Genomic DNA, 24,573 nt, shown 5'->3' with positions numbered 1-24,573 from the left:
CGAAGAGACACGAGGAATTGATCAAGTGCTCGAAACGCGAACAGAACACGATCTGCTCGGCGATCGCGAAGTTCCAGCCGATTCGTACTGGGGAATCCACACCTTGCGCGCGATGGAGAACTTCCCGATCACTGGTCGAACAATTGCCACGAACCCGCATCTGATCCGCGGCATCGCTTACGTCAAATGGGCCGCAGCCAGCGCAAACGAGAAGCTGGGCATCCTCGACGGCCCGCGAGCCGAGGCCATCTCACAGGCATGCAAGGAAATCGTGGACGGCCGGTGGCACGAACAGTTCGTGGTGGACGTCATCCAGGGTGGTGCCGGAACGTCGACGAACATGAATGCCAACGAGGTAATCGCCAATCGCGCATTGGAAATCCTCGGCCACCGGCGCGGCGACTACGAACGACTTCACCCCAATGAGCACGTGAACCTGAGCCAATCGACCAACGACGTCTACCCCACGGCCGTCAACATCTCGACGATCTTCGCGATCGAGGACCTGCTGGATGCACTTCGTGTACTCCAGAATGCGTTCACGACCAAATCTCTCGAGTTCGCCGACACAGTGAAGATGGGACGCACCCAACTGCAGGACGCCGTGCCGATGACTCTGGGTCAGGAGTTCGGCACCTACGCGGTCATGATCGAGGAGGATCGAGCGCGCCTGGCTGAGGCTGCTCTTCTCGTTCACGAGATCAACCTCGGCGCCACTGCTATCGGCACCGGTCTCAACGCACCTGCCGGCTACGCCGAGGTGGCCTGTTCCGACCTGGGCGCACTAACCGGGCTGCCGCTGGTGTTGGCAACGGATCTGGTCGAAGCGACCCAAGACGTGGGCCAGTTCGTCCACCTCTCCGGCGTACTCAAGCGGGTCGCTGTGAAGTTGTCCAAGGTGTGCAACGATCTTCGGCTGCTCTCTTCTGGTCCGCGAGCCGGATTGAACGAGATCAATCTGCCTCCGGTGCAGGCAGGTTCGTCGATCATGCCGGGCAAGGTCAATCCGGTAATTCCCGAGGTCCTCAATCAGGTCGCGTACGAAGTCATCGGCAATGACGTGACGATTACGATGGCTGCGGAATCCGGGCAACTCCAACTCAACGCTTTCGAGCCGATCATCGTGCACTCACTGTCCGAAGGAATGCGACACCTCGGTGCGGCTTGCCGCATTCTGGCGGACCGGTGCGTACTCGGTATCACGGCCAACACCGAACTGTTGCGCGCGCGAGTCGAAGATTCCATCGGCCTCGTCACTGCGCTCAATCCCTACATCGGATATACCGCGTCCACACGGATTGCCCAGGAGGCGTTGATTTCCGGGCGTCGCGTCGCCGATCTCGTGATCGAAGCGGGCCTGCTCGACCGCGAGGAACTCGATCGGTTGCTCAGCCCCGAACATCTCGCCAATCTCCGCGTTGCGGGCGAGAAGCCTCATGCTACCGCCGTTGCGGAGGAGGTTTGATGACCGTCGAACGGGAAGAGACACCCCACGCCGAGGTTGCCGCTGACGAGGATCTCGGGTATCAGAAGGCGCTCGGCCCCAGACAGATTCAGATGATCGCGATCGGTGGTGCGATCGGAACAGGCCTTTTCATGGGTGCGGGAGGGCGGCTCCAACAGGCGGGCCCGGCCTTGGTTCTCGTGTACGCGCTGTGCGGGTTCTTCGCGTTCCTGATCCTGAGGGCACTCGGCGAACTGGTGATGCACCGACCGACTTCGGGATCCTTCGTTTCCTACGCACGCGAATTCTTCGGCGAGAAGATGGCTTTCGCTGCGGGTTGGCTGTACTGGATGAACTGGGCAATGACTGCCGTGGTCGATGTCACGGCTGTGGCGTTGTACATGAACTTCTTCAAGAAGTACTGGGCGCCACTGGGGCACATCGATCAGTGGATGTTCGCTCTGATCGCGGTGGTGTTGGTTCTCGGACTGAATCTGGTGTCCGTGAAGGTCTTCGGAGAGCTGGAGTTCTGGTTCGCGTTGATCAAGGTCGTTGCGTTGACCGCGTTCCTCGGGTTCGGTGTCTATTTCGTACTCTTCGGCACGCCCATCGAAGGACATTCCTCCGGATTCAGCCTGATCACCGACAATGGTGGGCTGTTCCCCAACGGAATACTTCCGGCAGTCGTGGTGATTCAGGGCGTCGTGTTCGCTTACGCCTCAATTGAACTCGTGGGAACCACGGCCGGAGAGACCGAAAATCCCCGGAAGGTGATACCCAAGGCAATCAACACAGTGATCATTCGGATCCTCGTCTTCTACGTGGGATCGGTGCTACTGCTCTCGCTGTTGCTCCCGTACACGGAGTACCACGCCGGTGAAAGTCCATTCGTCACATTCTTCGGTTCGATCAACATCCAAGGCGCGGATGCGATCATGAATCTGGTCGTTCTCACGGCAGCCTTGTCTTCCCTCAACGCCGGATTGTATTCGACCGGACGAATACTCCATTCGATGGCGATGGCAGGCTCGGCGCCTGCCTTCGCTGCCAAAATGAACAAAGCCGGAGTGCCGTACGGGGGAATCGCACTCACCGGCGTGGTCATCCTGTTCGGCGTCGGGCTCAATGCTGTTGTCCCAGCGCAAGCCTTCGAAATAGTCCTCAATCTTGCAGCCCTCGGCATCATCAGTGCGTGGGCAGTCATAGTGTTGTGCCAGTTGAAGCTCTGGCAACTTGCGAAACAAGGCAAAGTCACCCGCCCTCCCTTCCGCATATTCGGCGCACCGTACACCGGGATCGCGACACTGGTTTTTCTTGCGGTCGTTATCGTATTGATGGCATTCGACAACCCTGTTGGAACATGGACCGTCGGCTCCATCGCGATCATCGCACCGCTGTTGATGATTGGTTGGTACGGCGCCAGGAATCGCATTCGCGAGTTGGCCATCCATCGACCCGCAGCTTGACGTGAAAGGACCTCAGTGTCGAAAGTCGCAGTCGTCACCACTGGTGGCACCATCGCCAGCACCCGAGATGCGCACGGAATCAGTCGGCCCGCAATCACCGGTGCAGATCTGCTCGGCAATGAGCAGACCGACATCGATCTTCGAGTCGTGGACGTGATGTCGAAGGACAGTTCGAGCATGACCTTCGCGGACATGGATCGTGTTCGCGACGCCGTAGCTGACGAATTGAAGGATCCTGGACTCGACGCGGTGGTCGTGCTTCACGGCACCGACACGATGGAGGAAACTGCGTTCTTGTTGGACCTGCATCACGACGACCGACGTCCGGTGGTCTTCACCGGGGCGCAGCGCACTTTCGACCATCCCGAGTCCGACGCTCGTTCGAATCTGGCCGCGGCGATCGCGGCCGGACTCGACATCTCGTCGCAGGGACGTGGTGTCCTCATCGCCTTCGGCGGTTCGGTCCACCCGGCAGCAGGTACGCGAAAGGCCGACACGACGGCACTTGATGCCTTCCACTCCTTGCCCATCGATCCGGCCCTGCTGCACACTCCCGAACCATTGCCGTGGCATCCCATTTCGAACACCCGCGTCGACATCATCGCCGTGTATCCCGGGGCAGACCGCGTACAGATCGACGCTTGCGTGAACGCCGGGGCAAATGGACTTGTTCTCGACGGACTCGGTTCGGGAAATGCCAATCCGACGATCGTCGAGGCCGTCCGAGACTGCGTAGGCGCTCACATTCCGGTGGTCGTGACAACTCGTGTGCCCTCGGGGCCAATCTCCCCGGTTTACGGAGGTGGCGGCGGCGGCCACGACTTGATCGCCGCAGGCGCTGTATTTTCCACCGATCTTCGGGCCGGGCAGGCACGTGTACTTCTGGCGGCCTTGTTGTCAGATCCGGATCTCGTGGGCCTGGAAAAGGCATTCGACCGATATTCGAGGTTTGCTCGCACCCCGCCGTTCAGGCGGTAGCACTGGCGACGCCGTTCGTAGTTCGAACGCACCCCTCGCCAAATCAGGGACTTTGGTCCGAATCTTTTGATTTGGACGCTTAATAAGTGTCCGAATTGGGTAGTTTCACATCATCTAACTCGTTACGTATGTCGATCCAGCGGTCACGTCCAGTGCAGCCAGTCGAACAGGAGTCGGATGAGCAGCCCATTTCGTGATGCCGCTGCAGTGACGCTCGACGCGTCTCACCGCGTCGGGCACACTCACGCGTCGGACGCGCCTGTCAGCGGGCGCTTTCACCCACCCTCTGCAATCAAGGGACTGGTTCCACGTCCCCGGTTGCACCAGAAACTCACCGCGTCCACCACTACCGAGGGCTCGGGACCCGGGTCCGTCGGGCTGCTTTCTGCACCGGCCGGGGCGGGAAAGACCCTGCTGCTGGCGAATTGGGCTCGTGAGTATTCGCGGGCGTCCCCTGACGTGGACCTCGCCTGGCTGACGTTGGCCGAGCGCGACAACAACGTGTCGGTGCTGTGCGAATCCCTCGCCGAGGCCATCTCGACGCCTCTCGACCCGGCCGGTCGCGCGCCCACCGGGCAAGGGTTCCCGGCACAGGCGGGATCGAGACGACCCGTCGAACAGTGGCTCGCGCACTTCGCGGAAACCGTCGAAGCTCACGATCGCCGAACGACGCTGATCCTCGACGACGTTCACACACTTCACGATCCGATGTCGATCGGTCTTCTCGACCAGATACTCACGCACACCCCGGACAATCTGTCGATCATCGTCGCTGCTCGATACGAACCTCCGCTCACCTGGCATCGTCTCGCGCTCGATGGCCGACTCACTCGCTTCGCATCCACCGATCTCGCCTTCGACCGCACCGAGATCACTGCGATGTTCGGCGAATACGACATCGCCCTCGGCGACGACGAGCTCGCAATCGTCGAGAACTTCACCAAGGGGTGGGGCGCTGTTGTTCGCCTGACCGCAGCGTTCCTGGCAGGCCGGAGCGACATCGGTGATGCATTGAACGAGTTCACCCATACGCCGCGCCCGATCGCCGACTTCCTCGTCGACGAGGTCCTGACATCCTTGCCTGAGCATGTCACGACATTCATGTTGCGGACATCCGTCGTCGATTCGTTCTCTGCTCAACTCGCAGAAACGTTGACCGATTCGAATGCGCGGTCCGAGATCGACGCTCTGATTCAATACAACTTCCCCGTGACGCGGACCGACTCCGCTGACCACACCACGTGGTTCAGCTACCACCCCCTTCTCCTCGAACACCTCCGCGCAGAGTTCCGTCGGGTCGATCACGAGGAGAGAAATCGCGCGCACCTTCGAGCAGCAACCTGGTTCGAGAGTCATCATTTCGAACTCGAGGCGCTCGAACTCGAGGTGTCGATCGGCGACCCGGGCCGCATCCTCGCTTTTCTCGAGCGCTGCGGACTGGGCCTCGTACTCGACGGGCACAGCGGAGACGTCGTCCGAGTGCTCGAATCCGCACCGACGCAGGTCTCCGAATCTCCGATCACCCGCCTGGTCCTGGCTGCGGCCGCCCTCCATTCCGGCGACATGACCTCTGCGACAACGTGCCTCGATCTCCTCGAGGCAACTCATCCGCCTATTGCGGACGAGCCACTGTTCCTGGCGATGAGTCTGGAAATCTCCTGTGCTTCGCCAACTTCCGACAACAAACCATTGGTTTCGCGCCTGGTGCGGCGCCAGAACAGCACTCACTCGGACGTCGAAGCCTACGCTCACCTCGAGGTAGCGACGGCCCTCCTACTCAAACGCGAGTTCGACAGGGCAACTGTCGAATACACCCAGGCGGTCGCGCTCGGAACACTACGAGGCAGGTCGCGATTCGTACTGAAGGCACTGACCGGGCTGGGATTCGTCGCCTCACTCAGCGGGGACATCGAGGCGATGAGGGCACACTCCACCTACGCCATCGACTACGCGGTCGAACACCGAATCACAACGACGGCGGAGTACGAGTTGTCCGCGTCCGTGGTGGCCTTCGCTGCATATCTCTGCGCCACCAGCGAACTTCCGTACCGCATACCGACTATCGGAAACTACCGGAGCACAGATGTTCTCGGCGCCAGCGTCCCGGCATTCGGGTGGCACACCGTCGTCACGTTCGGGCTCCACAGTCTCGGCGACGCGGCCGATCGACGGTCGACCGCTGCCGACGTCCGCGATGCGATGCTCAGCGCGATCGCACTGCGCACCTTCTCATTGGCGACTCTTGCCCTACTCCCACCGGTCGTGAACGCATGCCTGTCGGTCGGCGAAGTGGAATGGGCCGGCCGACTCGTGCGCGATGCGGCTGATCAGTTCGGCGAGACTTCCGAGATACACCTGGCGCGAGCTGCCGTGGCTTTCTCGTCCAACAAGTTCGCAGAAGCACTCGTCGAGGTTTCCGAAGCCCTCGGATCCACCGAAGAGCCTGTGCTCGCCCACACCGTCTACGCCTGGACACTCGAGGCTGGGATCCACGCTGCCACCGGTCACGAGCGCAAGTCGTTTCGTTCGCTGCACAAAGCCCTGCGAGCCGCAGAAACCGGTGGGCTGTTGCGACCTTTCCTCGACTACGGCGCGTCACTGCGTCCGATCTTCGACGAGTTCAGTGGGCACTTCGGCGATCAGGAGGCTTTTGCCGAACAGGTACGCAACCGCATTCGTCCACAAGAGCTGGTGAGTGCACCGATCCTCACACCGGGCGAATACACCGTGCTGCGCGAACTGGCCTCGGGAGACACCACCGAGTCGATCGCCGACACGCTGTTCCTGTCCGTCAACACCATCAAGACGCATCTACGCGGGATCTATCGGAAGTTGGAAGTAAGTAACCGACGCGACGCACTCAAGGCTGCGCGTCGCGGCGGACTCATCTGAGCAAGACTGCTTCCATGCCCCCGAAGCTGTACTCCGATACGCGCGATCGAATGACTGTCTGGGCGAGACGCACACCAAGCCGACGGTTGGCTACCGACGCGACGATCGACGTCTTCGAAGTCGGACTCGTCGACAGCGCCATGACTTTGGCAGCCCAGGCGTTCACGTCCTTGCTGCCGGTGATGATCGCAGCGTCCACCCTGGAAAAGTTGAAGCCCTTGGCCGATGTCGCCAGAGACGACCTCGGGGTGCAGCTCCCCGACGCCGTGATGACCGACACCTCCACTGCGGCCGCGTTCGGCATTGTCGGCTTGCTCATGCTGTTGATCAGTTCCACGTCCTACGCTCGCGCCCTTGGCCGGATGTACGGACGAATCTGGAGTGTGCCGACAGCGACACTTCGCCAGGCATGGCGGTGGATCGCGGTCGTGTTCGTCGTCGCCGCGTCAGTGGTCGGTGCTGCGCTGTGCCGCGAACTGAATGCCGTTCCGAGAGTGGGCAGTCTCCTGGAATTTGTTGCGGTCTACGCAGTGTGGGCACTGGTCTGGACTGCTGTGCCCATGCTGTTGACCGCCAATCGCATGACCACTCGTATGTGTGTCGGGTCCGGCTTGCTCACCGCGACGGGTCTGACCGGACTGCACGTGGCCGGCACTCTTTTCCTGCCGCGGATGACCAAAACGTCTCAGGACGAGTTCGGCCTTCTCGGCGTGATGTTCACCGTGATCGGGTGGCTGTTCATCTTCTCTGCCATCGTGGTGGTCGCGTCGTCGATCGTCGGATCGGTCGCAAAAGATGCGGGGCCACTGGGAATCTGGCTGCGGACGTCACGCTGAAGTGTTGTCCCGGCCCTCGAGTGCCTGCGAGACGGTCGGATAGACGTCGACCTTCAGCGCACCCTCGTCGGCCCCGGACAAGACATCGCGGAACTGCCCGATGTCGCGGGCCACCCGGAAGCTCACATTCTTGCGAGCCAACGAATCTCGAAGCTGAGCCAACATCTGGGCCGCGCTGACGTCGATGAACGGTGAAGTCTCGGCGTCGAGGATGACCGTCGTGGTCCCGGTGGTCACCATGCCGGTGATCTGATCACGCACGTGATCGGCATTCGCGAAGAAGAGTCCGGATTCGACCCTGACCACCACGACGCCGTCGAGTGTCCTCAGATCAGGATGGCTGCTCGTGTCGACCCAACGCGTGCCGTCCTTGGCCAGAGCGGCCACGTGCGGTTTGGAGACTCGATACAGGAGCAGCAGCATCGAGACGACGATCCCGATGATCAGACCGGGCAAGGTATCGAACAGGAGAACTCCGAACATCGCCGCGACAGCGGCGGCGAAATCGGCCCGAGCGGCGTGCCCGTAGATGCTGCCCAATCGCTTCGTCCAGACCCGGTACAGCGCTGCGAGAGAAGAGAAATCCACTAGTTCGATCACTGCGGCGATCACCACCGCCGATAGCGTCGCTTCCGGTAGTTTCTCGAACAACCCAGTCAGGAACAGCAGTGTCAGCAGCGTCAATGCGGCGACCACCAACCCGCTGACCTGTGATTTGGCACCCGCTCCCCCGTTGACAGCCGTCTTCGAGAGGCTGCCGTTGACCACCATTCCCGAGCAGATGCCCGATCCGAGATTGGCGGCCCCCAGTCCTACCAGTTCCCGGTTGGCGTCGATCGTGTATCCGGCCTTCGCCGCGTATGTCTTTGCAGCGCCGAGACCTTCGGCGAAACCGATGAGTAGAACACCGACGGCCGGCGCCACGAGGTCGAGGTAGTCCTCGGCTCCTACTCCACTCGGCAGGCCCATAGTCGGCAAGCCCGAATCGATGTGTCCGACGATGTCGATGCCACGGTCGTCGAGTCCGAACAGCGCCACTGCGGTAATCCCCAGTAACACAACCAGAAGCGAACCTGGCACGAGCGGGAGCCATCGCTTGACTCCCAGAACCATTGCCAAGCTGAGTAATCCGATGACCACCGTCGGACCGTCGACCTCGCCAAGTTCCTTGATCACCGTCCACGCCTGGACGAAGAAGTTCCCCTCGCCCTTGTCCACGCCCAGGAGTTTGGGTACTTGACCGATGATGATCGTGAGCGCCAAACCGACTATGAATCCCTTGAGAACCGGCTCGGAGATGAAGGATGCGATGAATCCGAGGCGCATGAATCCTGCGAGCAATCCGACGAGTCCGGTCACGATCGCGAGCCCGACCGACAACGCGACAAATCTGGTGTCGTCTCCCGACGCCAGTGGCGCGATCATCGCCGCGGACAACGCGGCAGTGGCCGACATCGGTCCGACGATCAGATGCCGCGAACTACCAGCTGCTGCATACAGAATCAGTGACGGAACTGCAGCATAGAGCCCGACCACCGGCGGAACTCCGGCGATGGTGGCGTACGCGAGCGCTTCCGGGACAAGGACAGCCCACACCGTGAGGCCCGCGATGATGTCTGGGCGAAGCCAGCCTCGCTGATAGTCGGACAGTGATCCGAAGACCCACCACGTCCGTGTGTGCGGAGCACTCATAGCCCTTGCACCCCTTTACTGATCTGCATCGCCGCGATCAGGACGAGGAGCCCGACGTTCAGCAAGTGCGTGTTGGTGGCTATCCAGGTGCGGATCTTCTGCAGCGGTTCGGTGGCCTCCTCCTTCTTGATCAGGAGAAGGGCGACAGGCACGGCGACCGAGGTCACGGACACCAGAGAAAAGATCACGGCCGAGACGATCTGCGACGTCGGCGCCACGGTGCTGAGGCGAAAGTTCATGGCAGCGGCAATCGCACAGGACATGTCGATGGGATTGAGAACGAACAGCGCGAACCCGAGCACACCCGATCGCATCGGCTGGAAGTGTTCTACCGACTGGAGCATTTTCGGCAGTTGAGGGGCCGCCGCGACAACATCTCCCGGAGCCACTGCAGCCGCCATCGCCTGTACTCCGCGCCGACTACGCGTGTAGACGAACCAGGCACCCGCGAGCAACGTCACGCCGAGGACGAGGTGGAGGATGGGCACCCACAGGGGTGGGTGTGTTCTCTGATGAACTTGGAGTGCGGTCAAGATGATGTACGACCCGGCCAGGGCGACAACTATTCCGAGATACCACCCGATCAGATACGCGATGCTGTTGAGACGCGCTCGTTCGGAAAAGAGCACGGCGACAACGGCGACAACCGCCAGCGGGCTCATGATGATACCGAGTGCCAGCGGGATCTGTTGCAGTAGCAGCGATCCCATAACTACCTCCCGTTGTCAGAGACCGCCGATGCCCTTACCGATGAGAACAACACCGATAACCAGGATCAACACACTCATCACAGTGGCGTTGTTGTCCTGCAACCACACCTTCAGCTTGGCCAGCGGACCGCGCAGTCGCTCCGCGGCAACGAGGTAACCGATCACGGGCACGCACACTGTCGAGGCAGCGATGACGGTGAAAACCAGGACCGCGACGACTACTTCGCCGGAGCCCAATGACGCAGAGCCGATCGAGATTCCAGCCGCGATACACATCATCAGATTCTTCGGATTGATCGCTGCCAGCGCGAAGCCCAAGCCGATGCCCTTGGCAGCGGTCATGTCGTCGATGGCTTGCATCCACTTCGGGGTTTCATGCTCGCCACCGCGGCCACGCCATTGCTTCACTCCGAACGCAAGCAGCAACACACCCAACGCCAGCTTGATCCACGACACCGTCGCAGAGGGATCACCTTCGGAGTCGCCGAGCTTGCTGGACAGGAGCACGAAGATCACAGTGGCGACAACTATTCCGAGTATCCAGCCCAGGGCGAAGCCGACGCTGGTGCTACCGGCTCGCTTGGACAACAACATCAAGATTGCCGCGATGATCGGGATGGGCGATACCGCAACACCGACCGCTAAGGGTAGAAGATCCCCGATGACAGATCCCATGCCGACCTCTTCTCTCTCCCGGTCGACACTAGGGCTGACGTTCCTTCGCAGCCTCACACAAAAGGGATGAACGGAGCCGCGATGACATTCACCCGTTGGGGATGACGCCTCGGGAGCGTCTGGGAGCAAGACTGGATCTCACGGATACGGAGTCCTGGATCGAGCGGCGACGCCGATTGCCCCTGACGACACGTGATTTCGAGGCTCGACGCGGTACTGACCGAACCTCATGGCCCTACGAAATGGAGCGGACACTGATGAATGCTCCCACTCGGTATCAATTCCTCATCGACGGCGAAGTGTCGGACCGCGTCAAAGCGGCGTTTCCCGAACTCAGCGTTGCCAGTGCCGCCGGCGGATTCACCAGTTTGTACGGGCCCGTCGCGGATCACACTGCTATGCGAAGCATCATGGCCCGCCTCGATTCCCTCGGCTTGACCGTTGCCGAACTGCGAAGGCTCCCAGACTGATCCGAACAGAATGATCCGAGCCGACTGATCCGAGCCGGCCATCCGTCGGGTCGTCCCCCGCGCACGAGCGATGGTCCCGACCGAGTCGATTCGGTCGGGACCAACTGCCCTCGAGTTGTTCGGCGCCTAGACTCTGTCTGTGTCCCAGGTCGCGACGGCCCAGATCACAACGACGTCGAGCGCGATGACCAGGATCGACCACAGCGGGTAGTACGGCATCCACAAGAAGTTGGCGATGATCGAGAGCGACGCAATAACTATTGCCGCCGCCCTGGCCCACACTGCACCGGTGAAGAGGCCGAGAGCCACCACGATTCCGATGATGCCCAAGATGATGTGGATCCAGCCCCACGTCGTGATGTCGAACTTGTACGTGTAGTTGATACCCACGACAAACAGATTGTTGTCGGCGACCGCCGCAATGCCCTGAAGCAGAGCGACAATGCCTGCGGTGAGCAGCAGAATTGCTGCTGCAAACGTCGTACCTACCGCGAAACCCTGCCGGACAGGGTGATTCGCGGGTTCCCGCGGTGGAGCAGTCATCAGCGTTCCTTTCGACAGAATGCACTTCCCATACTCAGTCTCGAGGGCCTGGAAAGCGAAAACATCACCCGTCGCGGATGAACCGCAGGTCACCGACCCGTACCCGCTTGTCGGCATCGCAAACCAACATTGGCAAACTGGCACTGTGCAACACACCGTGGTCGTGATCACCGATATCTACGCTCCACCGGCAGTGATCTTCGATCTCGAACTCGACATGGACGAACACTCCGCCTCGCTCCACGCAACAGATGAGGTGGCAGTCACCAGTACGGGTGGATCGACGCTGGGAGAGGGCGACGAGGTGTCGTTCACTGCTCGGCATTTCGGGTGGAGATTCTCGATGACAAGCCGAATCACGCAGTACAACCGTCCGTACTCGTTCACAGACGAGCAGGTCCGCGGCCCGTTTGCCGCGATGCAACACGAGCACGTCTTCGACGATCAGCCGGGTGGGTGGACGCGGATGCATGACCGCTTCACGGTTACGGCCCCTTTCGGCGCGCTCGGACACCTGGCACTGAGGTTGGCTGTCAGCCCGTATCTGCGCCGTCTTCTCGAGCAACGCGCGGCGCACATCAAGACCCGCGCAGAAGCTGGCACCCCTTTCACCGAGTGAGCACCCTCTCCGACGCGCTGCAGACGGTGTTCACTCAACTGGACCTGTGCTCACTCAGCAGCAGTCGCACTCGTCACCGCTCTCGGGCACCGTCACAACCGGGCAGCACGGATCACCCTTCCACGCGTTGATGCCTTCCTTCACGGCGATGACGGCGATCACCAGTGCCGCAATCGGGTCCGCCCACGACCAGCCGAGCACCGAGTTGAGCAGCAAACCGACCAGCAAGACCGCAGAAAGGTAGGTGCAGAGCAGCGTCTGCTTCGAATCCGCGACCGCCGAAAGCGACCCCAACTCCCTACCTGCTCGGCGTTGCGCATAGGACAGGGCCGGCATGATCGCCAAACTCACTGCAGCCAATACTATTCCGACGCTCGTGTGCTGCGCTTCACCCAGACCGAACAGCGACCGAATCGCGTCGAACGAGACGTACGCAGCGAGCCCGAAGAACGAGAATGCGATCACTCGCAGTGCCGTCTTCTCACGGCTCGTCGGATCCGGAGCCGAGAACTGCCAGGCAACCGCTGCCGCCGAGGACACTTCGATCACCGAATCGAGGCCGAAACCGAACAGTGCTGCGGACGACACCCGTGTGCCCTCCGCCAGCGCGATGATCGCTTCGACGACGTTGTAGCTGATCGTGATCGCCACGAAGATGCGAATTCGTCTCGACAAGAGCGCACGCCGGGCAGTCGAGAGGCCGCCACCGTCAACGGGCGCAACCATCAGCAGCATCCTTCTGATTCACTGTCCGGGCAGTACGACGGATCCACCGCGAGTACGACCCCGAGCAGGTCGTCGAGGGCCTGACCGATATGTGCGTCGGCGAGTTCGTATCTGGTCCGGCGCCCTTCCGGGACGGCCACTACCAAGCCACACCCGCGCAGACAAGCCAGATGATTGGACAGCTTCTGCCTGGTCACAGCCAGTGTTTCAGCGAGGTCGGACGGGTACCGAGGGGCAGTTTTCAGTTCGAGCAGTATCCGTGTCCGAGTCTCGTCGGACAAGGCATGCCCGAACCTCGCAAGCACCGCCACGTTGGTCACCACATCTACGCCCTCGACATCCATACGCACGACAGTACATCGAAATCTGTATTCAGAAAACAGTGAACTCAGATGGTTCAAGATCGCTCCATCGGGTAACGCAAGCGTGAAGCCACCCGACCGGGTAAGCGAACACCGGGAGTCCACATCCGATGAACCGTACAAAAGTCGACGATCACGTAGCGATGGCCGAACTACCGACAACCGGAAGCATCTTCCAGGTCTCCTGGCCAGTGCGTACGGGCGACATCCACACCGACAAGCAACTGCGCCTCGACGCGATCGCGCGCTACCTCCAAGACGCGGGCTTCGACAATCTCGTCGACCGCGGCGCCATGGATACACACCCGCTGTGGATGGTGCGAAGGACGGTGATCGACGTACTCGAACCCGTCATCTGGCCGGATCGAGTTCATCTGCAGCGCTGGTGTTCCGGACTCTCCAGCAAGTGGTGTTCGATGCGGGTTCGGATCAGGTCCGACAGCGGTGGATTGATCGAGACCGAGGCATTCTGGATCAACATCGACCCGAAAACCGGAATGCCGGCAACCATCAGTGAAAAGTTCACCGCTGCCCTGGCATCGACGGCCGTGGACGAGCATCTTCACTGGCGTCGGTGGATCGACCCCGACACCGACAATCAGGCGGATTCTCCATTCCCGTTGCGCTCGAGCGATTTCGACCCTTTCGATCACGTGAACAACGCGATCTATTGGCAACCCGTGGAAGATGCACTGCCCGAAAAACTACGAAGCGAACCCTTTCGCGCGATCCTCGAGTACACCCAGCCCGTCAAGAGAGGTGAGCAGGTGAGCGTGCGAACCGGCACGAACACGCTGCACATCGACGCCGGCGGCGAGGCACGTGCATCCGCTCGATGGTTTGCCCTGACCTCGAACCACAGCGATCAGGGGTGAAGTTTTCCGAACCCCACGACGGCGGAGTCGGATTGCCAGTGAAGATCATGGACCCGCACCTTGCCGAACTCGTTGCCGCCGACCGTGATCGCCGAGTCACCGTCCACTGCCACAACGATGTTGGTGTGCTGACCTACCCATCTCGAACTGTCGTAGATCACCACATCACCCACGCTCGGGGTGTACCCGCTGCCGTTCTCGGCGTACGCGCCGATCCCCTGGTAGTACTCCTGCAAGGTGTACACCCCCGGGATACGCCAGCTTCCGGAGTTCGGGTTCGACAACGGTCGACCCGCTTCCCTCATTATCCAGCTGACAAAATCGGCGCACCATTCTTCGTCGATACCGTCGGAATAGAAAGTGCCCGGACGGTCCCGCTCATGCTCGGATTGCAGCAGTTCGAGCACTCGAGCCTGGTCCGCAGTCACCGAACTGGCGTCGACCGTCGGGAACTCGGCAGTGTCCCAGGGCAGATACCGCGAAGGCGCGACCGCGACGACAACCGCCCCGACCACGATCACGACGCCGAGCACCCCGGCAATCCAGAGCAAGATACGGCGGCGACGGTTGGGTTCGGCAGGACTCACCCTTACGAGTGTGCCAGCCTGCCGAGAATCGAAACGCCAACCACCCCGATGACCTGGCACTTCTCATCAAACTCACACGAATGTGCCACCAAACTATTGCTATGGCACCAAAGTGGTGCCATAGTGATGCCATGGACTTGACACCGTACGTAGACAACCTTCGCCACGAACTCGCGGTGGCGGCCGAAGCAGGCGGAGAAGACGCAAAGGCCCTCGCCGATCGTTTGACCGCACCGCTGGAATCAGCAGTGCGACTCACCCTTCTCGACGCATTGTCTGCGGCAGCCGCCGAGATCACGCGTGACCTCGCCCCGGGCTCGGTGGACCTGCGCCTACGGGGACGCGAACCCGAATTCGTGGTGGCACCAGCCATCAGCGAACCGGCTCCGGCCCCCGCCGAAGAGGAACCGACTCCGGCTCCGCGCCCCGTCACGGAGTCCGACGACGCCTCGATGACTCGAATCAACCTGAGGCTGGGGCAAGACCTCAAAGACCGGATCGAGGCGGCGGCCAAGGAAGCCGGGATCTCCGTGAACGCGTGGCTGGTTCGCTCGGCTGCAACTGCGCTGGAAGGCGGCATGAGCAGAAGCACTCCGAGACAGCGCACGTCCCAAGGCTCCGAGAGCTTCAGCGGCTGGGTGCACTGACACCGGCTTCACCTTTCGCACGACCCTCTATCACCAACCGAGACAACCTCATCGGGAGTATCACCATGCCTACATTCAGCACACCTGACCCCATCACCTTGAACTTCGACGTGGCAGTCGGACACATCCGGATCGCTGCGAGCAGCCGCAACGACACTGTCGTGGAAGTGTTGCCCAGCAACTCGTCTCGCGAGGTAGACGTTCGAGTCGCCGAACAAACGCGCGTCGAATTCGCAGGTGGCCGGCTACAGATCAAGACTCCGAAACAGCGCGGTCTCGGCATTTTCGGGAAGACAGGATCTGTCGACATTGCCGTTCAGCTTCCCTCCGGCTCGGAACTCGAAGGCACTGCAGCAGTTGCCAGCCTGCGCGCCGAAGGCACTCTCGGACGCTCACGCGTGAAGGTCTCGGCCGGAGATTGCACACTGGACACGACCGGACCGCTCAACGTCAGCACCGGCGCCGGAGCGATCATCGTCGAGCATGTGGCCGGTGACATCGACACGAGCACCGGGTCCGGAAGCATCCGCATCGGCCGCGTCGACGGCAACGCGGAGGTCAAGAATTCCAACGGCGACATCAACATCGGCACGATCACCGGCGCGCTGAAGGCGAAGACCGCCAACGGAAGCGTCGCCGTCGAACACGCCGAATCCGACGCGAGTGCCGCAACCGCCAACGGCGACATCCGTTTCGAGACCATCGAGAGTGGAGTCGTATCCGCCAAGACGGCCGCCGGGCGAATCCATATCGGCGTTCGATCCGGAACCGCCGCACGATTCGACGCGCATACGTCCTTCGGCCGCGTCGACAACCAGATGAATGCCACGCACGGTCCGGCTTCCACTGAACGCCGGGTAGACGTCCGGGCACAAACTAGTTACGGCGACATCGTCATTCGACGTTCGGAGCCCCGAGAAGAATCCAACAAGAAGATCTAGCGAAAGGAACGCTGATGTCCCGTAAACCAGCCATCACCGCGACGGGCCTGAAGAAGGCCTACGACGACAAGACGGTACTGGACGGAATCGACATCTCCGTCGACCGCGGAACCGTCTTTGCACTCCTCGGCCCCAACGGCGCCGGCAAGACCACCATCGTGGAAATCCTCTCGACCCTCGTTCCCGCAGACGGCGGCGACATCCGCATCGCCGGGTACAACCCTTCCGACGATCCTGACGCGGTGCGTTCGCGTATCGGTGTCACCGGACAGTTCTCGGCGGTAGACGACTACCTGTCCGGCGAGGAAAACCTTCTCCTCATGGCCGATCTTCACCACCTCGGCAAGGACGAACGCCGCACTCGCACTGACGAACTCCTGGAGAAGTTCGATCTGCAGGGCTCCGCGGACAAACTCGCGTCGACGTACTCGGGCGGAATGCGCCGACGGCTCGACCTGGCAATGACGTTGATCGGACGACCGGAGATCATCTTCCTGGACGAGCCCACCACCGGCCTCGATCCCCGGAGTCGACGCACCATGTGGCAGATCATCCGGGAGTTGGTCAAGGGCGGTGTCACCATCTTCCTCACGACGCAGTACCTCGAGGAAGCCGATCAACTGGCCGACCACATCGCCGTCCTCGATCAGGGACGGATAGTCGCCCAAGGTACGGCAGCGGAACTCAAACGACGCATTCCCGGCGGCCACATTCGTCTTCACTTCATCGACCGAGACCAACTCGACTCTGCTGCTGCTGTTTTCGACGAGTCTACCCGTGACGATGCCGCCTATGTCCTGCAGGTTCCCAGCGACGGCGGTGTCCGCTCGCTGCGCTCTCTTCTCGACCAACTCGACGCTCACTCGATCGACGTCAAGGAACTCTCCGTGCACTCACCGGACCTGGACGACGTGTTCCTGACTCTGACCGCCACCGAAAGGACCGACGCGCGATGACCACCATGACGCTTGCCTATCAGGACTCGAAAACCATGCTGCGTCGCAGCATTCGACACATCCTTCGATATCCGTCGATGACGGTGATGCTTGTCGGGATGCCAGTCGTCTTCCTGCTGCTGTTCGTCTACGTGCTCGGCGGAACGCTCGGGAACGGCCTCGGCCCAGGTGGTGGCGGCCGAGCCGAGTATGTCAATTACGTTGCACCGGCGATTATTCTGATGACTGTGGCATCAGCGGCACAAGGTACTGCCATCTCCGTCGCAACCGATATGACCGCGGGGATCATTGCACGATTCCGCACGATGGCGATCACGCGCACGTCCGTCCTGACCGGTCACGTTCTCGGCAGTCTCCTTCAGACGATCGTGAGCCTCGTTGTAGTCATCGCCGTGGCGATAGCCGTCGGCTTCCGGCCTACTGCAGGCTTCGTGGAGTGGGTCGCCGCGTTTGCTCTCCTCATCCTGGTCTCCATCGCGATGATCTGGTTGTCCGTTGCCTTCGGCCTCGTCAGCAAGAGCGTCGAGACGGCCAGTAATCTTCCAATGGTGTTGATCCTCTTGCCTTTCCTGGGAAGCGGATTTGTTCCCACCGACTCGATGCCGACCGTGTTGCGATGGTTTGCCGAGTATCAGCCGTTCACTCCGATCATCGAGACTCTTCGAGGACTTCTTCTCGGCGAAGCGATCGGGAACAACGCCATACTCGCGATCGGATGGTGCGTCGCAATCACCTTCCTCTCCTACCTCTGGGCGCGGAGTTTGTTCAATCGACGCCCGGTGCGCTGACCTCGAAACACACGATCTTCGAGAACAGGTACGGTGTCGCTGTCGTCGAGTTCCGAGGCGATGGCGACGTCGTGTGGAAACCCCATGACGATCAACTCGCGTCCTGAGGCACAGTCCCGCAGGCGGTCCTCGTACGAATCCGACACCGCTGTCCAGGCATCCGCCGCCATCTGTGCCTCGGGCGACAGGGAACCTTCCCAACCAGCCGCGGTCAACGCCGTGACAACCCCGCCGGCGCCCCACAGATCCTCCACTGCAGGACGCAACTCTCCACCGGGCCACTTCTCCCCGGATGCGACTATCGCAACCCGCGATCCCGGACCATGTTCGTACACAATCCAATCAGCGACGGCGGAAGCGTTCCTCAATGAAGCGCCGACACACACCGCAACCTGGGACGCCAACGCCAACGCAAACGCGATAGTCGACCCGTTCGGCGACGGCAGTACCAGCCGACTCGGCACCTCGGACTCGCGAATCGTCCTGGGAGACAGACTGATCTGCCCCTCCCTGGCCACACTTCGTCGTACTGCAAGAACCGCATCGGCATCACGCGCGTAATCGACCGCACTCTCGTCGTTCCAGGAATAGGGAAGTACGTCGATTCCCGCGTCGGCGGCGACGCTCAGCGTCGTCGTGAACGAGAGGACGTCTACCACCACTGCCACATCGACGCCGACAGCAATTGCTTCGGCGCCGCGCAGGCCCCAGTCGAATCGAAGTCCGCACTCGAGTTGGCGATGCTCCGGATTCATCGCACCAGCATCTCAGAAACGAATCAGCTTGTCCGGCACGCACAAATCCTCGTGCTCGTACAGCGCTCGCACGGCAACTGGATCGTCGCCGGCGCACACCTCGGCTATATCGTCGAGCAGTAGGTCGTAGTCGGCGCCGGTCTTTCCGTCGTAGGCGTCCGTCATACGACCCCACTCGTCCCACGGCAGGGTTTCGACCTTGTTCATCGCGGCAAGATCCTTCACTGCGTTGCCGCGGATCTCGGCAGGCCCCCAGTTCTGGGTGCCGTACACCCCGAACTGGGACCCGTCGATCTCGCCGCGTCGATACGCCAGCCACGCCTCACCACCACTGAGGAATTCTCCCGGCTGCAGGTTATGGGCGTGAGGAAGGACGTTCTGTCCGAGGATCTCCGAGTCGATGCGGATCCACCGCTTGCCGGCGTCGTCCCAGTACTCGGTGATCCAGTGGTCCACGCCCTGTCCCGGTTGAAAGTAGGTGGCAAAACCACAGCGGACGCGAGCGGCAATTCCGCGGTGGCGCAGAAACGCACAACTCAAAACAGCAAAGTGCCGACAGGTTCCGACGAGCCGCTTGTCGGGTTCTCGGGCGGAGGTCACCGGTGCCGGATCGAGCGCAAGCAAGCGTTGGAGCAGAACGCTTGCCGGCCGGATCTGGTTTTCGTCGAATCGGTCGGCAGGCAGATTCAGCGACCGTGCATCGGTGGGTTGGACCACCAGGTACGGCACTACCCGGCATATTTGCACGGGGTCGGTGGGGAGCGACTCGAGGGCGAGCGGGTCCACTCCGTCGATGCGGGTGAACGGTCCTGCTGATGTGTAGTCGAGAACCGCCGTCATGGGCGGAGACTAACAAACACTGCCGACACTGCCGCTCCACTATGGTTAGGGTCCCATAACCATGAAACCCGAGGTTGCTGTGAACCCAATGTTGAGCCGCCGTGCCATGCTGTCCGTCACCTTCGCAACAGCAGCAGGTTTTGCCCTTGCTGCCTGCGGCGACAGCGCGAAGGACGAATCCACTCCCGGCACCGAAGGTGCTCACGCCGAGGCCAACGCCTTCCCTGTGACGATCGACCACAAGTTCGGCTCCACCACCATCGGGCAGGCACCCAGCCGCATCGCAGCGGTCGGTATCGGCGACGCAGACGTTCTGCTTTCCCTCGGGCTCACGCCCGTCCTGGTCCCGGTGTGGAAGGGATCGACCGACGACGGAATCGGCGTCTGGGCCGACTCGGCAGTCCAGGGCGCCGAGCCGACACCATTGGCCAACGCCACCACCGATTTCGACATCGAAACGATCGTGGCCGCAGCGCCTGACCTGATCATCGCCGTCAACAACGCGATCGACGAGGATCTGTACAAGCAGCTCAGCGCCATCGCGCCGACCGTGCTTCACGCCGCCGATCAGACGGATTGGGTTCTGCCCTGGCAGGAAGTCACGACCCGCATCGGTACGGCTGTGGGCGTTCCCGCGCAGGCAAAGCAGGAGGTCCAGGAAGTCGAAGACCTCATTGTTCGCACCCGCGCGGAGAACCCCCAGTTCGAAGGCAAGACAGCAGCTCTCGTCATTCGCTGGAGCGACGGAAATCTGCGGGCGTTCAGCCCTGAGGCAGCGCGCGCTCAGTTGCTCACGCAATTGGGATTCACGGCTCCTGCCGCATTGAAGGATCGGTTCGCGGGCAAGCTGAACTACGAGATCTCCGCCGAGAACTACGACCTCCTCGAGTGCGACTACCTGCTCTTCGACAACTACGAAAAGGCTCGCCCCGAGATGGAGACGCAGCCGGCGTTCACCAATTTGAACGTGGTCAAGACCGGCGGCCTGATCAGCTTGGACCCCATCGTCAGTGACGCGGTGTCCATGCCGAACCCGCTCACCATTCCGTTTGTGCTGGAAGATTTTGTAGCAAAGATCAATCAGACGATCGCGGGTCGATAACCTTCGTTCGACCGGACCACACCCACAACACCACAGCCGACACGGCCACGCAGACCGAAACGATCACCCATGGTGACGCCGGCGCTGCGTGGCCGTTGTCGACTAGGTCGTACACGAATCCGACTCCCACGGTTCCCAGGAGCGCGAGCAGACCGCCGATCGTGTTGAGCATGCCGAAGTGCGCTCCGAGGTTGCTTTCACGACCGAGGATGGCAATGGTGTCTCGCATCGGCGGCACCATCAACATCTGTCCCAGGTGCAGCAGCCCGATCCACACCGCCAGACCGACTATCTGCGTCGACGCCGAAACTGCGGAGTCGACGCCGGTGACCAGCGGAACCAGGAACGACACCGAAATGAGCACAAGCCCGAAGGTGATCGCGCGTCGATGCCCGATGCGGTGGGCAACCGCGACCGTCGGCCCCTGTCCGACGATCACCAACACCGCTGCGCCCACGTAGAACCATCCCAGCGCCGACTGTGAACCGATACCGCGCTCTAGCTGTTCCGGCAGCATCAGGTACAGCTGGCTGTACGCAACCAGCTGAAAACTGCAGAGCGTCGCGAAGAGCAGAAAGTTGTTGTTGGTCAGCACGCTTCGCCAGACGTCGCGCAGCGTATAGGTCGACACCGGGCCGTCGTGGGCATCGCCCGGCCGCGGGAACCAGATGAAGAACCCGACCCACATGATCGCGAACAGCAACGCCGCGCTCGACGCCGTCCACGAGAACGGAAACATCAACAGAGCAGCACCCAATGCCGGACCGATCACGGTTCCCAGACGACTGCACATTTGTTCCACTGCAAACAGATCCGTACGACGCATGACTCCTGAGGTTTCGAGTTCGCGTCCATATTCGGCGTTGGCCGACTCCACTGCGGGTGCGAACAGAGCCGCGGCGAACCCGACCAGAAGCACACCGACGATCACCGCCGCCATACTCTCGGCCAATCCGAGCATCAGGAAACCGACCACGCGAACTGCGATGCCCAGCAGAATGATCGGACGCTTGCCGAACCTGTCGGCGAGGCTTCCACCGATGAAGAACATGCCCTGCTGACTGAACATCCGGAGTCCGAGGACCAGGCCGACAATCCAGGCCGCGAATCCGAGGTCCTCCGAAAGGTGCACCGCGAGAAAGGGGACAACCAGATAGAACCCGATGTTGAACAGCACCATCGAAAGAAGGAGCAACTTCACCACCGGCGGCAGGACACGAACCTTCGCGAAGGTCTTGTTACCGGGAAAACGCTCACTGAGTACCACGACCAGAAGACTATTGCCCGCGCGGTGTTCTGTGGAAATCTGCCATTTTGCAATTGGTTAACTGTCCGTTTAGGTAGCGATGGTAATCATCTTCCGGGGGTTCGAGCACACGACAACGAGAGCCGGGATTTGATGAATGGATTGACGCGCCGTCAGATGGTCAAGGCGATGGCGGTAGCCGCAGGGACAGTCTCCGCAAGCGCATTTACCTTGGGTGCCAATACCTCCGTCGCGGGGGCGAACCCCGCGCAGGAGGTCAAAGTGCTCTCCCTCAATACCTGGCACGGCGGAACCAAGATCAACGGTGGCCTGCAGCTGATCGCCGATATGATCATCTCGACCCAGGCGTCGATAGTTCTTTTGTCGGAAGCCGGCACTGCGACAACTGTATTGGCCGACATGCTGACCAAATCAGGAACCCCCTTCTACGGAGCAGCGTCCTCCGACGTGGGGATTCTCTCCAAGTTTCCGATCGAGGAAACAGCCGACCTGAACTCGATGATCAAGGCAGTCGTGACGGTCGACGGCAAACAAATCGCTGCTTACTCGGCACATCTGGCCTACACGTCCTACGCAACCTATCTACCGCGCGGATACGGCGCGGGTGTTCCCACGCCTGGAGAGTTCTCCGAGTTCGGCTGGAACAAGATGCCGTCCGGTCCGGTCACGGACCCCGAGACGGTTCAGCGTGTGAACGTCAATTCGGGACGACCCCTGGCAATTTCGACGTTCATCGACGATGCGGCCGCAGAACGGGCGAGGGGCAGGTCCGTCATCCTCGGCGGCGATTTCAACGAGCCGTCGGCCCTGGACTGGACCGACGGCACGCGAAATCTGTTCGACCACAACGGTGTCGTCATTCCGTGGGAATCCACCCGTCTGCTCGACCAAGCCGGATTTGTCGATGCATACCGCAGCAAGTACCCGAACCCGGCTACACACCCGGGCTTCACCTGGCCGTCCGACAATCCCGACGTCGACACCTCACAGCTCACCTGGGCACCCGAGGCAGACGAACGCGATCGGATCGACTACATCTTCGCCGACCGCGCTTCCGAGCTGAAGCTGGGATCTGTAGGAATCATCGGACCCCGAAAGACGATCGTGCACAACAAAAGAGTGGAGGAGAACTCCCAGGACAACTTCATCGCTTCACCGACGCCGTGGCCGACCGATCACAAGGCCGTTCTTGCGACGTATCGTTTTGCCAGCTTCGGCGGCGGATCATCTACCGGTTCGTGGAGCGGTTCCTGACAGGGCATCTCGTAGCCAGTCGATCATCATCGGCGTCAACTCGGGCAGCTTGGTCACTGCACAGTGCCCCGCATCCGGGATGACGTGTACCTGCGTGTTCGGGCGCTCTTCGAAGAGTGTTGTGTCCGAGAGCGGGATGTGAACGTCGTCGGCCCCGTTGACCACAAGCATCGGGGTCCGGCCGTCGTCGGCGGTCATCAAGACACTGCGATCGAACGCACGGAGACCCTGTACCAGCGCCTCTTTGGTTGCCGGGGCATCGAAACCCAGTGCGTTTCCGACGATGTCGCCCATGCCGTAGACCAGGCGCTCGGCATTCGCGGTCTCGAACGCACCCTTGACCGGGGCGCCGATGTTGATCACCGCATCGACGGCGCCGGTCAACCCCGAGCGCACGGCGAAGTTGCCGCCGAAGGAGACTCCCAGGTGCGCCACCTGCCCGTTGCCGAGAGCGCGAGCCGTCGATACGAGCCCGTCGATCACCTCGTCGCCGAAAGCATCGAGAGGAACGGGTGATTCACCAGTTCCCGGCTGATCGAAAGCAACAACCGTCACCCCGGCGTTCTTCGCGAACGCACTGGCCAACGGATGCATGTCCATCTTCCAGCCGTCGACGCCGCCGCTGAGCAACAGGACGGGTGCGTCTTCGTACCGTCCGTCCGCCGAGAGGATGTGTACCGGTAGCTCGATCTCGCCGTTTCGGTAGGGCAGGGGCAGGATTCGACGCTCGAACTCGAGCCCGAATCCTGGTGCTGCCTTGACGTATTCGTCCACCTGATTGCGCAGAGCCCGTCGACGGGATTCGTTGGCCAGCACCGGGAACTTGGCGATTCCGTAGATCATCGCTGCCAGGGAATGATTGCCGGCCGCGGAGTACTTCGCCGCCAGCGCCGACCACTCGTACGACCAACCACCCGGCGCGTCGGCCCAGGTCGAGTTGATGGACGCGCGCAGTTCCTCGAGATCCGAGACGGGGAGCCCGAAGCTCAGAAACTGTCCTGTGCGCTCTTCGAAGAGGCCTCGGTGATCGACAGGAAATTCGTATGACATGGGAAAACACCCCTCAATTCATCTCTAATGCAACGATCAGTTGCATTAGCTCAGTGAACCACGCGTCTCCAGCTAACACAACACCTTGTTGCGATAAG

At 61.2% G+C, this 24,573-nt stretch carries 25 protein-coding genes; 14 read left to right on the top strand and 11 right to left on the bottom strand.

Annotation, left to right across the window (positions count from 1 at the left end; genetic code table 11):
* Positions 1 to 25 precede the first annotated feature (25 nt).
* The 5 genes from EEB12_RS17310 (at position 26) to EEB12_RS17290 (ending at position 7,616) form a co-directional block, all read left to right on the top strand.
* Positions 26 to 1,465, top strand: coding sequence for an aspartate ammonia-lyase (locus EEB12_RS17310; RefSeq protein WP_133727297.1), 1,440 nt, complete (start codon positions 26 to 28; stop codon positions 1,463 to 1,465).
* Positions 1,465 to 2,910: an amino acid permease gene (locus EEB12_RS17305; RefSeq protein WP_141488208.1), complete on the top strand. Its 1,446-nt coding sequence runs from the start codon at positions 1,465 to 1,467 to the stop codon at positions 2,908 to 2,910. Before EEB12_RS17310 ends, EEB12_RS17305 begins: the two co-directional genes overlap by 1 nt.
* A 15-nt stretch (positions 2,911 to 2,925) precedes the next feature.
* Positions 2,926 to 3,888, top strand: a complete 963-nt coding sequence (locus EEB12_RS17300; RefSeq protein WP_141488207.1) for an asparaginase — start codon at positions 2,926 to 2,928, stop codon at positions 3,886 to 3,888.
* Positions 3,889 to 4,065: 177 nt separating this feature from the next.
* On the top strand, positions 4,066 to 6,780 hold the full coding sequence (locus EEB12_RS17295) for a LuxR C-terminal-related transcriptional regulator (protein WP_141488206.1): 2,715 nt from the start codon (positions 4,066 to 4,068) through the stop codon (positions 6,778 to 6,780).
* 14 nt (positions 6,781 to 6,794) lie between these two features.
* Positions 6,795 to 7,616 (top strand): hypothetical protein, encoded by an 822-nt coding sequence (locus EEB12_RS17290; RefSeq protein WP_020909552.1) that lies wholly within the window; start codon positions 6,795 to 6,797, stop codon positions 7,614 to 7,616.
* Here the strand turns inward: EEB12_RS17290 and EEB12_RS17285 are convergent.
* The 3 genes from EEB12_RS17285 to EEB12_RS17275 are packed head-to-tail and all read right to left on the bottom strand — an operon-like array spanning position 7,608 to position 10,693.
* Entirely contained in the window at positions 7,608 to 9,308 is a 1,701-nt protein-coding gene (locus EEB12_RS17285) for a SulP family inorganic anion transporter (protein ID WP_141488205.1), read from the bottom strand. The two genes, EEB12_RS17290 and EEB12_RS17285, sit on opposite strands and share 9 nt — an antisense overlap.
* On the bottom strand, positions 9,305 to 10,018 hold the full coding sequence (locus EEB12_RS17280; protein WP_019745851.1) for a GAP family protein: 714 nt from the start codon (positions 10,016 to 10,018) through the stop codon (positions 9,305 to 9,307). The genes EEB12_RS17285 and EEB12_RS17280 overlap by 4 nt, the downstream gene beginning before the upstream one ends.
* Positions 10,019 to 10,033: 15 nt before the next feature.
* The gene (locus tag EEB12_RS17275; RefSeq protein WP_020971194.1) at positions 10,034 to 10,693 is read right to left on the bottom strand and encodes a GAP family protein; all 660 of its coding nucleotides are present in this window, start codon (positions 10,691 to 10,693) and stop codon (positions 10,034 to 10,036) included.
* A 257-nt stretch (positions 10,694 to 10,950) separates the two neighbouring features.
* Between EEB12_RS17275 and EEB12_RS17270 the strand changes: the two genes are divergently transcribed.
* Positions 10,951 to 11,163, top strand: a complete 213-nt coding sequence (locus tag EEB12_RS17270) for a hypothetical protein (protein ID WP_078377385.1) — start codon at positions 10,951 to 10,953, stop codon at positions 11,161 to 11,163.
* A gap of 126 nt (positions 11,164 to 11,289) precedes the next feature.
* Here the strand turns inward: EEB12_RS17270 and EEB12_RS17265 are convergent, their stop codons facing one another.
* Complete coding sequence (locus tag EEB12_RS17265) at positions 11,290 to 11,706, bottom strand: hypothetical protein (protein ID WP_020909554.1); 417 nt, start codon at positions 11,704 to 11,706, stop codon at positions 11,290 to 11,292.
* 145 nt (positions 11,707 to 11,851) lie between these two features.
* Between EEB12_RS17265 and EEB12_RS30870 the strand changes: the two genes are divergently transcribed.
* Complete coding sequence (locus EEB12_RS30870; RefSeq protein ID WP_258537276.1) at positions 11,852 to 12,325, top strand: SRPBCC family protein; 474 nt, start codon at positions 11,852 to 11,854, stop codon at positions 12,323 to 12,325.
* Positions 12,326 to 12,379: 54 nt separating this feature from the next.
* Here EEB12_RS30870 and EEB12_RS17255 read toward each other — a convergent pair whose 3' ends face one another.
* Together EEB12_RS17255 and EEB12_RS17250 are read right to left on the bottom strand one after the other, a co-directional pair.
* On the bottom strand, positions 12,380 to 13,060 hold the full coding sequence (locus tag EEB12_RS17255; protein WP_021333365.1) for a cation transporter: 681 nt from the start codon (positions 13,058 to 13,060) through the stop codon (positions 12,380 to 12,382).
* On the bottom strand, positions 13,051 to 13,395 hold the full coding sequence (locus EEB12_RS17250) for an ArsR/SmtB family transcription factor (protein ID WP_020909557.1): 345 nt from the start codon (positions 13,393 to 13,395) through the stop codon (positions 13,051 to 13,053). Before EEB12_RS17250 ends, EEB12_RS17255 begins: the two co-directional genes overlap by 10 nt.
* A 128-nt stretch (positions 13,396 to 13,523) precedes the next feature.
* On the opposite strand from EEB12_RS17250, the gene EEB12_RS17245 reads away from it, so the two are divergent.
* On the top strand, positions 13,524 to 14,288 hold the full coding sequence (locus tag EEB12_RS17245; RefSeq protein ID WP_141488203.1) for an acyl-[acyl-carrier-protein] thioesterase: 765 nt from the start codon (positions 13,524 to 13,526) through the stop codon (positions 14,286 to 14,288).
* Here the strand turns inward: EEB12_RS17245 and EEB12_RS17240 are convergent.
* The gene (locus EEB12_RS17240) at positions 14,279 to 14,875 is read right to left on the bottom strand and encodes a CHAP domain-containing protein (RefSeq protein WP_021345932.1); all 597 of its coding nucleotides are present in this window, start codon (positions 14,873 to 14,875) and stop codon (positions 14,279 to 14,281) included. The genes EEB12_RS17245 and EEB12_RS17240 overlap by 10 nt on opposite strands.
* A gap of 131 nt (positions 14,876 to 15,006) precedes the next feature.
* Here EEB12_RS17240 and EEB12_RS17235 point away from each other — a divergent pair, with 131 nt between their 5' ends.
* From EEB12_RS17235 to EEB12_RS17220, 4 genes are all read left to right on the top strand, one after another.
* Positions 15,007 to 15,522: a toxin-antitoxin system HicB family antitoxin gene (locus EEB12_RS17235; RefSeq protein ID WP_029256566.1), complete on the top strand. Its 516-nt coding sequence runs from the start codon at positions 15,007 to 15,009 to the stop codon at positions 15,520 to 15,522.
* A gap of 65 nt (positions 15,523 to 15,587) precedes the next feature.
* Positions 15,588 to 16,463 carry a DUF4097 family beta strand repeat-containing protein gene (locus EEB12_RS17230; protein WP_020909560.1) on the top strand — a complete coding sequence of 292 codons (876 nt, stop codon included), beginning with the start codon at positions 15,588 to 15,590 and terminating at the stop codon, positions 16,461 to 16,463.
* A 14-nt stretch (positions 16,464 to 16,477) separates the two neighbouring features.
* Positions 16,478 to 17,419: an ATP-binding cassette domain-containing protein gene (locus EEB12_RS17225; RefSeq protein ID WP_141488202.1), complete on the top strand. Its 942-nt coding sequence runs from the start codon at positions 16,478 to 16,480 to the stop codon at positions 17,417 to 17,419.
* Positions 17,416 to 18,207 (top strand): ABC transporter permease, encoded by a 792-nt coding sequence (locus EEB12_RS17220; protein WP_019745861.1) that lies wholly within the window; start codon positions 17,416 to 17,418, stop codon positions 18,205 to 18,207. Before EEB12_RS17225 ends, EEB12_RS17220 begins: the two co-directional genes overlap by 4 nt.
* Here EEB12_RS17220 and EEB12_RS17215 read toward each other — a convergent pair.
* Both EEB12_RS17215 and EEB12_RS17210 read right to left on the bottom strand, forming a co-directional pair.
* Positions 18,162 to 18,962 (bottom strand): 2-phosphosulfolactate phosphatase, encoded by an 801-nt coding sequence (locus EEB12_RS17215; protein WP_141488201.1) that lies wholly within the window; start codon positions 18,960 to 18,962, stop codon positions 18,162 to 18,164. The two genes, EEB12_RS17220 and EEB12_RS17215, sit on opposite strands and share 46 nt — an antisense overlap.
* A 12-nt stretch (positions 18,963 to 18,974) precedes the next feature.
* Positions 18,975 to 19,802, bottom strand: coding sequence for a transglutaminase-like domain-containing protein (locus EEB12_RS17210; protein ID WP_141488200.1), 828 nt, complete (start codon positions 19,800 to 19,802; stop codon positions 18,975 to 18,977).
* A gap of 88 nt (positions 19,803 to 19,890) precedes the next feature.
* Between EEB12_RS17210 and EEB12_RS17205 the strand changes: the two genes are divergently transcribed.
* Positions 19,891 to 20,904, top strand: a complete 1,014-nt coding sequence (locus EEB12_RS17205; RefSeq protein ID WP_225989364.1) for an ABC transporter substrate-binding protein — start codon at positions 19,891 to 19,893, stop codon at positions 20,902 to 20,904.
* Here EEB12_RS17205 and EEB12_RS17200 read toward each other — a convergent pair.
* Positions 20,879 to 22,171, bottom strand: coding sequence for an MFS transporter (locus EEB12_RS17200; RefSeq protein ID WP_020971204.1), 1,293 nt, complete (start codon positions 22,169 to 22,171; stop codon positions 20,879 to 20,881). The genes EEB12_RS17205 and EEB12_RS17200 overlap by 26 nt on opposite strands.
* A 132-nt stretch (positions 22,172 to 22,303) precedes the next feature.
* Between EEB12_RS17200 and EEB12_RS17195 the strand changes: the two genes are divergently transcribed.
* Entirely contained in the window at positions 22,304 to 23,425 is a 1,122-nt protein-coding gene (locus EEB12_RS17195) for an endonuclease/exonuclease/phosphatase family protein (protein ID WP_020971205.1), read from the top strand.
* On the opposite strand, the gene EEB12_RS17190 is transcribed toward EEB12_RS17195, so the two are convergent.
* Complete coding sequence (locus EEB12_RS17190; RefSeq protein WP_020971206.1) at positions 23,396 to 24,475, bottom strand: alpha/beta fold hydrolase; 1,080 nt, start codon at positions 24,473 to 24,475, stop codon at positions 23,396 to 23,398. The two genes, EEB12_RS17195 and EEB12_RS17190, sit on opposite strands and share 30 nt — an antisense overlap.
* Positions 24,476 to 24,573 lie beyond the last annotated feature (98 nt).

It is taken from the genome of Rhodococcus sp. WS1 (assembly GCF_003797745.1).
GTDB classification, from domain to species: domain Bacteria; phylum Actinomycetota; class Actinomycetes; order Mycobacteriales; family Mycobacteriaceae; genus Rhodococcus_F; species Rhodococcus_F erythropolis.
The sequence above is the reverse complement of the archived record's forward strand: the minus strand, read 5'-3'. Positions and strand labels throughout refer to the sequence as shown.

Excerpts from the sequence above, each read along its gene's own strand:
- EEB12_RS17305 (WP_141488208.1), top strand. The coding sequence starts at position 1,465 with ATGACCGTCGAACGGGAAGAGACACCCCACGCCGAGGTTGCCGCTGAC.
- EEB12_RS17295 (WP_141488206.1), top strand. The coding sequence starts at position 4,066 with ATGAGCAGCCCATTTCGTGATGCCGCTGCAGTGACGCTCGACGCGTCT.
- EEB12_RS17290 (WP_020909552.1), top strand. The coding sequence starts at position 6,795 with ATGCCCCCGAAGCTGTACTCCGATACGCGCGATCGAATGACTGTCTGG.
- EEB12_RS17285 (WP_141488205.1), bottom strand. The coding sequence starts at position 9,308 with ATGAGTGCTCCGCACACACGGACGTGGTGGGTCTTCGGATCACTGTCC.
- EEB12_RS17280 (WP_019745851.1), bottom strand. The coding sequence starts at position 10,018 with ATGGGATCGCTGCTACTGCAACAGATCCCGCTGGCACTCGGTATCATC.
- EEB12_RS17275 (WP_020971194.1), bottom strand. The coding sequence starts at position 10,693 with ATGGGATCTGTCATCGGGGATCTTCTACCCTTAGCGGTCGGTGTTGCG.
- EEB12_RS17270 (WP_078377385.1), top strand. The coding sequence starts at position 10,951 with ATGAATGCTCCCACTCGGTATCAATTCCTCATCGACGGCGAAGTGTCG.
- EEB12_RS17265 (WP_020909554.1), bottom strand. The coding sequence starts at position 11,706 with ATGACTGCTCCACCGCGGGAACCCGCGAATCACCCTGTCCGGCAGGGT.
- EEB12_RS17255 (WP_021333365.1), bottom strand. The coding sequence starts at position 13,060 with ATGCTGCTGATGGTTGCGCCCGTTGACGGTGGCGGCCTCTCGACTGCC.
- EEB12_RS17250 (WP_020909557.1), bottom strand. The coding sequence starts at position 13,395 with ATGGATGTCGAGGGCGTAGATGTGGTGACCAACGTGGCGGTGCTTGCG.
- EEB12_RS17245 (WP_141488203.1), top strand. The coding sequence starts at position 13,524 with ATGAACCGTACAAAAGTCGACGATCACGTAGCGATGGCCGAACTACCG.
- EEB12_RS17235 (WP_029256566.1), top strand. The coding sequence starts at position 15,007 with ATGGACTTGACACCGTACGTAGACAACCTTCGCCACGAACTCGCGGTG.
- EEB12_RS17230 (WP_020909560.1), top strand. The coding sequence starts at position 15,588 with ATGCCTACATTCAGCACACCTGACCCCATCACCTTGAACTTCGACGTG.
- EEB12_RS17225 (WP_141488202.1), top strand. The coding sequence starts at position 16,478 with ATGTCCCGTAAACCAGCCATCACCGCGACGGGCCTGAAGAAGGCCTAC.
- EEB12_RS17220 (WP_019745861.1), top strand. The coding sequence starts at position 17,416 with ATGACCACCATGACGCTTGCCTATCAGGACTCGAAAACCATGCTGCGT.
- EEB12_RS17215 (WP_141488201.1), bottom strand. The coding sequence starts at position 18,962 with ATGAATCCGGAGCATCGCCAACTCGAGTGCGGACTTCGATTCGACTGG.
- EEB12_RS17210 (WP_141488200.1), bottom strand. The coding sequence starts at position 19,802 with ATGACGGCGGTTCTCGACTACACATCAGCAGGACCGTTCACCCGCATC.
- EEB12_RS17205 (WP_225989364.1), top strand. The coding sequence starts at position 19,891 with ATGTTGAGCCGCCGTGCCATGCTGTCCGTCACCTTCGCAACAGCAGCA.
- EEB12_RS17195 (WP_020971205.1), top strand. The coding sequence starts at position 22,304 with ATGAATGGATTGACGCGCCGTCAGATGGTCAAGGCGATGGCGGTAGCC.
- EEB12_RS17190 (WP_020971206.1), bottom strand. The coding sequence starts at position 24,475 with ATGTCATACGAATTTCCTGTCGATCACCGAGGCCTCTTCGAAGAGCGC.